Annotated in this window: 10 protein-coding genes and 1 pseudogene; 6 read left to right on the top strand and 5 right to left on the bottom strand. The window is 58.5% G+C overall.

Annotated elements, in window-relative coordinates; all coding sequences use genetic code 11:
- Positions 1 to 694: 694 nt before the first annotated feature.
- A complete protein-coding gene (locus tag HNQ95_RS32885; RefSeq protein WP_067964845.1) occupies positions 695 to 997 on the bottom strand; it encodes a DUF6522 family protein in 303 nt (100 codons plus the stop codon).
- 144 nt (positions 998 to 1,141) lie between these two features.
- Here HNQ95_RS32885 and HNQ95_RS32880 point away from each other — a divergent pair, with 144 nt between their 5' ends.
- Positions 1,142 to 1,522: a group III truncated hemoglobin gene (locus tag HNQ95_RS32880; RefSeq protein ID WP_182576213.1), complete on the top strand. Its 381-nt coding sequence runs from the start codon at positions 1,142 to 1,144 to the stop codon at positions 1,520 to 1,522.
- 293 nt (positions 1,523 to 1,815) lie between these two features.
- Positions 1,816 to 3,072: a tyrosine-type recombinase/integrase gene (locus HNQ95_RS32875; protein ID WP_182576212.1), complete on the top strand. Its 1,257-nt coding sequence runs from the start codon at positions 1,816 to 1,818 to the stop codon at positions 3,070 to 3,072.
- Positions 3,073 to 3,251: 179 nt separating this feature from the next.
- On the opposite strand, the gene HNQ95_RS32870 is transcribed toward HNQ95_RS32875, so the two are convergent.
- The gene (locus HNQ95_RS32870) at positions 3,252 to 3,527 is read right to left on the bottom strand and encodes a helix-turn-helix transcriptional regulator (protein ID WP_182576211.1); all 276 of its coding nucleotides are present in this window, start codon (positions 3,525 to 3,527) and stop codon (positions 3,252 to 3,254) included.
- A gap of 260 nt (positions 3,528 to 3,787) precedes the next feature.
- Here HNQ95_RS32870 and HNQ95_RS32865 point away from each other — a divergent pair, with 260 nt between their 5' ends.
- The 3 genes from HNQ95_RS32865 (at position 3,788) to HNQ95_RS32855 (ending at position 5,463) form a co-directional block, all read left to right on the top strand.
- Positions 3,788 to 4,813: a GSU2403 family nucleotidyltransferase fold protein gene (locus tag HNQ95_RS32865; protein ID WP_182576210.1), complete on the top strand. Its 1,026-nt coding sequence runs from the start codon at positions 3,788 to 3,790 to the stop codon at positions 4,811 to 4,813.
- Between the two features lie 96 nt (positions 4,814 to 4,909).
- The gene (locus HNQ95_RS32860) at positions 4,910 to 5,152 is read left to right on the top strand and encodes a hypothetical protein (protein WP_182576209.1); all 243 of its coding nucleotides are present in this window, start codon (positions 4,910 to 4,912) and stop codon (positions 5,150 to 5,152) included.
- Positions 5,149 to 5,463: a hypothetical protein gene (locus tag HNQ95_RS32855; RefSeq protein ID WP_182576208.1), complete on the top strand. Its 315-nt coding sequence runs from the start codon at positions 5,149 to 5,151 to the stop codon at positions 5,461 to 5,463. The genes HNQ95_RS32860 and HNQ95_RS32855 overlap by 4 nt, the downstream gene beginning before the upstream one ends.
- A gap of 198 nt (positions 5,464 to 5,661) precedes the next feature.
- Here HNQ95_RS32855 and HNQ95_RS34300 read toward each other — a convergent pair.
- Positions 5,662 to 6,017 (bottom strand): annotated as a pseudogene (locus tag HNQ95_RS34300) (transposase); the annotation flags it as partial.
- A 93-nt stretch (positions 6,018 to 6,110) separates the two neighbouring features.
- Between HNQ95_RS34300 and ligD the strand changes: the two are divergent.
- On the top strand, positions 6,111 to 8,756 hold the full coding sequence (gene ligD, locus HNQ95_RS32850; protein WP_182576207.1) for a DNA ligase D: 2,646 nt from the start codon (positions 6,111 to 6,113) through the stop codon (positions 8,754 to 8,756).
- Between the two features lie 221 nt (positions 8,757 to 8,977).
- Here the strand turns inward: ligD and ku (HNQ95_RS32845) are convergent, their stop codons facing one another.
- A complete protein-coding gene (gene ku / locus HNQ95_RS32845; RefSeq protein WP_182576214.1) occupies positions 8,978 to 9,787 on the bottom strand; it encodes a non-homologous end joining protein Ku in 810 nt (269 codons plus the stop codon).
- A 12-nt stretch (positions 9,788 to 9,799) separates the two neighbouring features.
- Positions 9,800 to 10,666: a non-homologous end joining protein Ku gene (gene ku, locus HNQ95_RS32840; protein WP_182576206.1), complete on the bottom strand. Its 867-nt coding sequence runs from the start codon at positions 10,664 to 10,666 to the stop codon at positions 9,800 to 9,802.
- Positions 10,667 to 10,821 lie beyond the last annotated feature (155 nt).

Genomic DNA, 10,821 nt, shown 5'->3' with positions numbered 1-10,821 from the left:
GGGCAGCCAACTACAACCTGGCACGCCCACACTCGGCCCTTGGAGGCATCAGCCCGTTCCAAAGACTGAACAACCTTCTTGGAAACGACACCTAGCTCTCATATCTGCCGGCTTACTGAACACGAGGAGGTCAGGTGCCTCAGAAGGTTCGAAGACATCTTCTTGTTGGATTCCTTCCTGGCGCTTTAGCGAGCTTTCTAAATCAACTTCCGAGGCAACATGGCACGTTACAGACGTTGGAAAGACGTGGCTTCCGAAGCCAACCTCATAGAGGCGCAATGGGAGACGGTGCATTGCTGAAGTTGGATGATTTGGCGTGCCGGGCCAAGGCACTTTTGGTCGAGCGCAGATTTGTACCGCGGAGGCCTACGAGATATTCGATGTCGATCGAGGCTGTGTAGTCGCGTAGGCAAGCAGCGCCGCGATTAGCCACGTCGATTGATTCATGACGCCTGAGGAGCATGGATCCGCCGCACGCGGCTGGGGCTGCTTGCAGGCGAGGTGCTAATCGCTCGAGCTATGCGGAACTCCGCATCGTCGAGTGACTCTGCTCACACGAACATCATGATCACCATGTAACCTACGGTCACAAGCACTAAGCCACCGACTAGCATCGGCACGAGGGTACTTCCCGAGTGATTATCGTTCATGGTGCCATTCCCTGTTGGCGGGGTTCTTCCTGAACTGATTTTGATCAGGCACTGCCAAGTGCGCACTGCCGCAATTTCCGAGCCTGGCTAGCCTGCCGGAATGAAGAATACCTGAGGTCGAGGGACACTTCGCTGACAAGGCGGTTGTCTGCGTCGACAATGCCGCAGCAAACCGAGTCGCCATTGCGTACAGTCAGGCGAATGCGACTTTCGTCGCCGTCGACGCCGTGCTCGACCATGCTGGTCACGAGGCCGAGGCGCATGCGGCGGCGCAGTTCGTTCGCTTCCACCGAATGCCTCTGGGGTTCCAAGATGTTGGAACCGGTCTGGTCAAGATCGAGCTTCATGTGGTCTTCCTCATCGCCGCGCGCCGCCAGTGTCTAGCATAAAGATAGATCTATGATATATGTTTTATTTCGCATGTTGCAGCATATTCGCATCACATCAAATTCGGACGACAGAAAGCCGCATCAACCCGGCAGGGGTGACACATGGATATGAGTGCAGGCACAAAGGAAAAACCGACCATCGTCATCGACGGCCGAGTGCTGCCCGGGCAATTGGACGAGCAGATGATCCACGCCGTGGTTCATGGGTTCTACGACGAAATCCGCAAGGATACCCTGCTCGGACCAGTGTTCAACGGCGCCATTGCTCCGCAAGACTGGCCACGGCATCTTGCGAAGATGTGCGACTTCTGGTCGTCGCTCATGCTGCGAACCGCGAGCTATGAGGGTCGCCCGCTGCCGCCGCATCTTGCGATTCCGGGTCTGGGCGAGCAGCATTTCCGGCGATGGCTGGGTTTGTTTCGCGCCACCGTCGACAAGCTCTGCCCGCCGGAGATTGCGGCGCTATTCATGGAACGGGAATGATTTAGGCCCATCCGGGCGTATCCAAAAATACGCCACGGTGCGATCTAACTGATTGAAATTAAAAATATATTCTGTTTCTGCCTGTCGAGAACAATCGGCAGGCAGCAGACGGGCCTGTCGTGCGTTCTGACGGACCTCCCCCATATTGCGCTCTCTGATTTTCGAAAGTACCGTCACAGGAAATGAGGGTCGTGACGGTACTTTTTGGCGCATAACTCATTGAATTGAAATGAGTTTATTCGCCACGAACCTCTGAAATACCCCTGACGGTACTTTCTGGAGGAAGTGGGCGCATGTTGACGGACGTTGCTCTTAAGTCATTGAGGCCAAAAGACAAAGCATACAAAGTGGCGGACCGCGACGGCATGTATGTGCGCGTCATGCCAAGTGGTGCGGTCTCGTTTCGCCTGGATTACAGGATCAATGGTCGGCGCGAGACGGTCTATCTCGGCAGGTACGGTCGAGATGGAATCTCACTTGCGAGAGCGCGCGAGCTTTGTCTCGATGCCCGGCGGGCGGTTCGCGAGGGGCGCTCTCCAGCGCTGGAAAAGCAGCGAGGCAAGCGGCGCCTAAAGGAAGCGAAGAGCTTCGGCGAGTTCGGCGCGAAGTGGCTGGAAGGCGCGCCTATGGCGGAGAGCACGCGCACGATGCGTCGCTCAATCTTCGAGCGTGATCTGTTGCCGATCTGGCGAAACCGCCTGCTCACCGAAATCACGCCCGACGATCTGCGCGCCCATTGTGCAAAGATCGTCGAGCGCGGGGCACCGGCGACCGCACTCCATGTCCGCGACATCCTCAAACAGATTTATGGCTTTGCCATCCTGCACGGGGAGAGGATTTCTAACCCAGCGGACGATGTTGGCCCCGCTTCAATCGCCCATTTCGTGCCGCGTGATCGTTCGCTGTCGCCGGCCGAGATTCGAGTGATGTTGAAGACGCTGGAGAAGATCGCAACCCTTCCGACCATTCGGTTGGGAATGAAGCTCTTTCTGTTGACTATGGTTCGAAAAAGCGAGCTTCAGGATGCGACTTGGGATGAGGTGGATTTCGGGAACGCCGTCTGGTCGATCCCCAAGGAGCGTATGAAACGGTCCAAGGCGCACAATGTGTACCTGTCGCGTCAGATGCTCGACATCTTCATCGCGCTGAAGACCTGCGCCGGCAACTCGCGTTATGTCCTGCCATCACGCTACGATGCTGGCGCGCCAATGTCGCGGGCCACCTTTAACCGGGTCACCTACCTGGTCGTCGAGCAAGCGAATAAGGACGGTCTGCCTCTTGAGCGTTTCACCGTGCACGATCTGAGGCGGACGGGATCGACGCTACTCAATGAACTGGGGTTCAACAGCGACTGGATTGAAAAATGCCTCGCGCATGAGGACGGTCGTTCTTCACGAGGCGTCTACAACAAGGCCGAGTATGAGCTGCAGCGCCGCCATATGATGCAGGAATGGTCGGATATGGTGGATGCCTGGATCGAAGGTCGGCGGCACACGCCCGTTTTAATTCCGGCCTCGATGCCGATCTTTGAACCTGATCCATCCATTTGAACGTACGGCTGTCGGCGCTCGCCGAGATCCGGAACTGACGGAACGCAATTCGAAATGGCTGGCAGTTTGCAAGGCCATCCTGCTCCCGATCGGTAGCAGGATGGCTGTGAGTGGGTATCCCCGATTGATGTGATCCCGTTCGGGAGCAGACACGGACAGGCGTACGCCCCAAGTGAGTGTCAGCGAGCCTGATCCGTCTCTTTTAGCGCATGCGATCGCCGCTTGGTGATATCTGGCGCTGGTGTGCGCTGGACTGGCGTGGCTCTGCGAGCTGTCAGCCACGTCTCAACCTCGGCGAGATCCCAGACCACGCATCTCGGTGTAAGAGCGAAGCGGCGTGGAAATTGCCCTCGCTGCTCCATTTCGAAGATTGTGCTGTCGGCTAGCGGGACAATTTGACGGAGTTCTTTGCGACGAATGGTCCGCTTGATCGCAATATCCCTCTGTAGTGCCATTGATCTCTCCTTTCGATTTCGTCTGAACTGACTGAAGGCGATTGTGGTCGAGAGGAGAAGAGCGAAAAAAGTGCGTCGTACAGGCGGCGGGAATCTCGCGCATATCGGAAGGACATGCTGCGCTTGGCGGCTGGTTTCATAAGCAGATTCATGAGCATCATCAGTTTCGGACCAATCAAGGCCAAACTGTTGCAACGCTACGGGGGACCACGTAGGGTCTCTTGCAACAGTTTTAACGAAATCGCCATCGATGTGTTGATATGATTGATTTTAATGAACTAAATAACGATCAACGACGCGAGAAGGTCAACTCAGAGCAGCGTTTTTCCGCGTTGCAGCAGGCTCAGCAGAAAGCCAGGACCTTTCGAGGCTCGTTGGTCTGGCACACTGTCGGCGGCGTCGAGCATCTGATGCGGAGCTACTATGACTCGTCCGGAGCCAGGCGTCAGAAGGTCGAAGGGCGCCGGTCGGCTGAGACGGAGTTACAGAAAGCAGATTGGGAAGCCGCACGGGAATCCGCGCGGGAAACGCTGGCGGCTCGACAGAAGCTGATGGAACGCCAATCCGCCATCAATCGTGTTCTGCGATTAGGCCGCGTCCCGTTACTCACGGCCAGGATCATCAGGGCGCTCGACAACGCTGGTCTGCTGGGCGCGGGCATACGCATCGCCGGCACCAATGCGATCTATGCGTACGAAGCGGCAGCTGGCGTGTTTGTCGATCCCGGCATCACGACAACCGAGGATATCGATCTTCTCATGGATGCGCGCCAGTCGCTAAGGATCGTGGCCGACGATCAAGTGGAAGACGGCACCCTGATTAGCCTGCTGCGGAAGGTCGACAAATCCTTTGAGCGATCACAATCTACATTCAGGGCGGTCAATCGTGACGGCTATCTCGTTGACCTGATCAAACCCGTCGCGCGCCCAGCCTGGAAGAAGGATCGCGACGCAGTTGGGACATCGGAGGACGAGTTGGTTGCCGCCGGGATTGAAGGCCTGGCATGGCTGGAGAATGCACCACCGTTCGAGGCGATCGCGATAGACGAAAAGGGCGGACCGCTGCGCATAGTTGCGCCAGACCCTCGTTTTTTTGCGGCACATAAGCTTTGGGTGTCGCGGCGGGCAGACCGCGAGCCCATCAAGCGTCGGCGAGACTTTGCCCAAGCGGAAGCGGTGGCGCAATTGACCGCCACGTACTTCGAACATCTCCCCTTTAATGCGACGGCGATGCAAGCCTTGCCGAAGGCGGTCTTCGAACCCGCCAAACTCATGTTCACGAGGTGATCAGCCGCACGCCTAGCAGCATTGTGTCCGGCTTGATTTGCGTGATGATGTTTAGCGAGCCCACGACTAAGCCAGCAGATTTAAGAGAGGCATGGGATGTCCGACGATCTTCGTGTTGACGCATTAGCTGCCAGCGAACTGGTGTCCTCCTCTCTGCTTGCCTCCCTAGTCGGAATGCTCGGGGCCAAAGGCCTTCTCTCCGACAAGGAAGTCGGGGAAATCTACGAGCATGCCTATTCCTTGCTCAAGGAACATCAGGGGAACGAGGCGGGGCTGGCATCGATCTACGATGCCGCGCTAGAAATCATTGAAGCAGAGTTGCTTGAGTACCGGAAATGACAGAGGCCGTTTCCTTCTTCATCTCCGAACTGATACGTGCCGCAAATGAGATTTCGAAAATGACGCCAGCTGAAGCCGCCCGGCTGCTACAGCGTGCAGCGGCTAGCATTCGAGAATACAGACAGCAAATCACCTCTTCGTACAGTCCAACGAATGACGCCGGCCAAGTTGACATCGTATTCGAGCTGACTGTCATGGCCGCATCAATTCAACTCTTCCCGCCTGAAAAGGTCTCGGAGATGTTTCTGGAGGCGGCCGAAGAGATTAAGGCGTGCAAGGTGCTGATCGGGGAACGGCGGAAGACATCTTAGGGGGCCTTGGCAGTAGTAGTGGCTGCCTCCAGGATGACGCCGCCTCAATAGCTCGCACGGCGCCAGCGGCTCGCTTCAAACCGAGTCACGAAGTTCGAGCCTTCAGATTCGCAACTCACTTTCCGCACCAGATTGATATCGCCGCGTGCAGCCGGAGGCTGAGTGCCGCAGCAGAAGGCTGGATCATGCCATGCCGGGTCACGGGGCGTTCTCCCGATTCGTCGCCGTTTGCCCGGCCGGCTCCACCGTTTGAACATCTCGACGACGATCATGCGTCCGCCGCCGTACGAGCAGGGCGGGCGAAAGTCGTCTCTACCGATTAATCTTTGAGGACGGGAGGCGCGACCGCGAGCAACTGGCGGGCAAGCACGAGGCTGGACTTGCGCCAGGAGCAGGCGAGCAGACCGTAATGGCAGATGCGGTGGGAGGCGTGGCAGGACATGGAGCAGGAAGCAGCGGATGAACTTGTCGGTCGTGGGCGCCATCATCTGCTGCCGGTCGGGGCCGGAGCGGCGATAACCATTGTAGCGGAAGGTGATACTGGCCTCGTCGTAGGCGGCTGGTTAGCCCGCCTGTGTTCAGGCGGAACATCTTCTCGCAACCAGCATTCTGGTTGATGGATAATGGGTTATCGATTGAGGACACCGATGGGGAACGACAAGCTCACCACTTACAAGGCCAAGCGTGATTTTCGCCAGACGAAAGAGCCGAGTGGCCAGGATTCGGTGAAACCGTCAAACCGCCGTCGGTTCATCATACAGAAACATGACGCCACGCGGCTGCACTACGATCTGCGTCTTGAACTCGACGGTGTCTTCAAATCCTGGGCCGTGACCCGCGGCCCCTCGCTCGACCCTGGCGACAAGCGCCTCGCCGTCGAGGTGGAAGATCACCCGCTCGACTATGGCGATTTCGAAGGGACGATCCCGAAAGGCCAGTACGGGGGCGGCACAGTGATGCTTTGGGATCGCGGCTACTGGGAGCCGGAAGGAAAGAGAAGTCCCGAACAAGCGCTGGCGAAGGGCGATTTCAAGTTCACCCTTGAGGGTGAGCGGCTGCACGGCAGCTTTGTGCTGGTCCGGATGGCAAACGACCGGGAACGAGGCAAGCGCACCAACTGGCTTCTGATCAAGCATCGCGATGAATTCGCCGTGGACAAGCATGGCGCAGCGATCCTTGAGGTGAATGATCGCTCAGTCGCCTCCGCCCGCACGATGGAGGCGATAGCGGCCGGCAAAGGGCGCAGGCCCAAACCCTTCATGCTCCAGGACGGCAACGTGGAGGCCGATGCCGTCTGGGACAGCCGCACCGGCCTCGCGGCCGAGGAACGCAAGGGCAAAGCCCGCGGAAAAAAGAAGCCGGACACCGTCACGGCCGCCGATCTTCCCGACTTCATTGCCCCACAGCTTTGCGAGACCTTAGCCCGGCCGCCGTCGGCAGCCGGTTGGATTCACGAGATCAAGTTCGACGGCTATCGCATCCAGATGCGCGTGCTTGATGGCGAGGCTACCTTGAAGACCCGCAAGGGCCTCGACTGGACGTCGAAATATCCTGCGATCGCGCGAGCAGCCGCCAATCTGCCGGATGCGATCATCGATGGCGAGATATGCGCACTGGACGAAACCGGGGCGCCGGATTTCGCGGCGCTTCAGGCGGCCCTTTCGGAAGGAAGGACGGACGCGCTTGTGTATTTCGCCTTCGATCTCCTGTTCGAAGGCGGGGACGACCTTCGCGCATTGCCATTGGCCAGCCGAAAGACGCGATTGCAAAATTTGCTTGCGGACCCTGGCGAAGATGCCCGTTTTCGCTTCGTCGAGCATTTCGAGACCGGCGGAGAGGCGGTTCTGCGCTCAGCCTGCAGGTTGAACTTGGAGGGGATCGTCTCGAAGCGCAGCGATGCGCCCTATGTATCGGGCCGGACGGACACATGGGTAAAATCAAAGTGCCGGGCAGGTCACGAGGTCGTCATCGGCGCCTATGCCACGACAGCTGGCAAATTCCGGTCCCTTCTGGTCGGCGTAAATCGTGGCGACAGCTTCGTCTATGTGGGTCGCGTCGGCACGGGCTACGGCACCGCCAAGGTCAAGAAGTTGGTGCCGAAGCTGAAGGCAATCGAGGCGACGAAATCACCCTTTACCGGTATCGGCGCGCCGAAGAAACAGCCAGGCGTGGTCTGGCTCAAGCCGGAACTTGTGGCGGAGATCGAGTTTGCTGGTTGGACCTCCGACGGCCTCGTTCGTCAGGCCGCCTTCAAGGCCCTGCGCGAGGACAAGCCGGCAGCGGAGGTGGAAGCCGAGGAACCGGCTTCGCCGACCAAGACGGAGGTCTCGCAGCCGGCTGCGCCAACGTCATCGAAATCTTCCCGCCGTGGCGGCAAGGTCGATGTCATGGGCGTGCTGATCTCGAACCCGGACAAGCAGCTCTGGCCTGATGCCAATGACGGGAAACCTGTCACCAAGGAAGATCTTGCCCGTTACCACCAAGCGGTCGGCTCGTGGCTGATCGAGCACATAAGGGGGCGGCCATGCTCGATCCTGCGCGCGCCTGACGGGATGGGCGGCGAACAGTTCTTTCAGCGCCACGCCATGCCCGGAACCTCCAACCTTCTGGAACTGGTGACGGTGTTTGGCGACAAAAAACCCTACCTCCAGATCGACCGTGTCGAAGGTCTCGCCGCTGTGGCGCAGATCGGCGCGCTGGAGCTGCACCCCTGGAATTGCGCGCCGCAGCTCCCGGAGGTGCCAGGCCGGCTCGTTTTCGACCTCGATCCTGGTCCAGATGTTCCCTTCTCGAGGGTCATCGAAGCCGCGCGGGAGATGCGCGAGCGCCTCGATCATTTCGGGCTCGTCAGCTTTTGCAAGACAACCGGAGGAAAGGGGCTTCATGTCGTCACGCCGCTTACAGTCGCCAAGCGCAATAAGCTGACGTGGGCGGAGGCCAAGGGCTTCGCCCACGACGTCTGCGTGCAAATGGCGCGCGACAATCCCGAACTCTACCTGACAAAGATGGCGAAGAACCAACGCCACGGCCGCATCTTCCTCGACTATCTCCGCAACGATCGTATGGCGACGGCAGTGTCGCCGCTCTCGCCCCGGGCGCGGCCCGGCGCGGCGGTGTCGATGCCGCTTACCTGGACCCAGGTGAAGACCGATCTCGATCCAAAGCGCTTCACGGTCCGCACCGTTCCAGCGCTGCTGGCCAAGAGTACGGCCTGGAAGGACTATGATGACGGTTACCGGCCGCTGGAAGCGGCGATCAAGAAATTGGCGAAGTCAATGAAGCAGGCAGTTTGATCAGGGATCTTGATCGCTTATGTCGAATACCGCCGCATTGTCTTGAACTTCGCGCAAGCCTTTGTACGAGGCGTGCCAGCCAGGGTTTGACCCGATGTGGCATGGGAACGAACGGCAGGTCTGCCTTGGATCACGCCGGCGTACCGGATGAGACTGCATCGAAGGGTCGGATGTCGCGAGCAGCGCAGCCGCCGGTATGGACGATCGCCGCATGTCAATTGCTAGCGCTTGCCGGGCCGCTTCTCGCCTTCGACGGATTTGCGAAGGGCGTCCATTATGTTGATGACGTTATTGGGCCTAGCCTTCGCATCGGATGCCTTGGCTTTCGCCGGGCGCTTCGTCTTCTTGCGCTTAGCCTCCATGATCTCCAGCAGCTTGTTCTGCACCGGATCGGACACCAGTTCGCTGTCCCAATGGCGGGTCTGCTTCTTGATCAGCTGCAGGATGAGCGGCATCATCTCGGAATTGGACTCCTCGTCATCGATCCCGCCGAAATAGGCTTCCTCGTCCCGTACCTCGTCGCCGTAGCGCAGGGTCCAGAGCACAATGCCTTTTCCCCGAGGCTCGAGCATGACTGCCCGCTCGCGCCGTGAGATCACCAGGCGCGAAATGCCTACCATGTCCTCCGCGGCCATGGCGTCCCGGATGACCGAGAAAGCCTCCTGGCCGACCGGATCGTTGGGTGACAGATAAAAAGGCGAGTCGAGCCAGATCCACTCGATGGAATCGCGTGGAGAGAACACATTGATATCGATGGTCCTCGTGCTTTCTAAGGCGACGTTTTCCAATTCCTCGTCTTCGAGAATGATGTAGTCGTTCTCGCCGCGCTGATAGCCCTTGACCTCGTCTTCGTCCTTGACTTCCTCGCCCGTCACGGCATCGACATAGTGGCTGACGACGCGATTTTGTGTCTCGCGATTGAGCGTGTGGAAACGGACTTTTTCGCTTTCCGATATCGCGGGCATCATCTGCACCGGACAAGTCACCAGCGAGAGCTTCAGGTAGCCTTTCCAGTAGGGGCGCACAGCCATCACGTCCTCCAATCAGGCGGCGCGGTTGGCGCTGGCAGCGACACGCTTCGGTTGCTTAGCGCCGGGATCGGCCTTTGCCGCGACACGTTTCGGCTTTTTCGAGGACGCTATCCCAGCGCTCTCCCGCAGAGCCTGCAACAGATCGCTCTGCTTCGAGGCTGGTGGTGCCTTCTTCTTGGGCAGAGCCTTGCCTTCGATCTTCGCCTTGACCAGTTCGGCGACGGCCGCGTCATAACGGTCGTCAAAAGTCTTGGCATCGAACTCACCCTTTTTCGTGTTTATGATGTGTGTGGCCAGTTCCAACATCTCGCCTTCGATCTTTATCTCCGGAATGTCGTCGAAAGCCTCTTTCGATGAGCGCACCTCATAGTCGAAGTTCAGCGTCGTCCCGATTAGGCCATTGCCATGGGGACGAATCAGAACCGAGCGAAGCCTGCGGAACAGGACGGCGCGCGCGAGTGCGGCAACCTTGGCCTGTCGCATGCCGTCGCGCAGCAGCTTGAAAGCATCGGCGCCCATTTTGTCCGGTGCCAAGTAGTAGGGCTTGTCGAAATAGACGTCGTCGATCTCGTTGCAAGGAACGAAGGCCTCGATTTTTAGCGTCTTGTCGCTTTCTGGGAGCGCGGCTGCTACCTCTTCAGGCTCGAGGACGATATAATCGCCGTTCTCAATCTCATAACCTTTGACCTGATCGTCCCGCTCCACCGGATTGCCGGTTTCGATGTCGACGAATTCGCGTCTGACACGGTTTCCAGTTGTACGATTAAGGGTGTTAAAGGCGATCCGTTCGGATGAGGAGGCGGCCGTGTAAAGCGCCACCGCGCAGGCAACCTCTCCAAACTTGATAAAGCCCTTCCAGTTCGCCCGCGCCGCAACCATAGCTCACACTCCGAAACCACCTGTGTGGTCTTTAATCGAGTCACTGGGCTATGGTTCCGATGACCTGCCACTGAACTGTCATCCATTGGCGATTAGAGCCTCGGCCGTTTTTGTTACGCCCTGAGGCGCGGTGAAAGCAACCGGCGGAGGCGCGG

Origin of the sequence: Aminobacter ciceronei, from assembly GCF_014138625.1 — a bacterium.
GTDB classification, from domain to species: domain Bacteria; phylum Pseudomonadota; class Alphaproteobacteria; order Rhizobiales; family Rhizobiaceae; genus Aminobacter; species Aminobacter ciceronei.
Note: the sequence above shows the minus strand (reverse complement) of the source record. Positions and strands in the feature narration are given on the sequence as shown.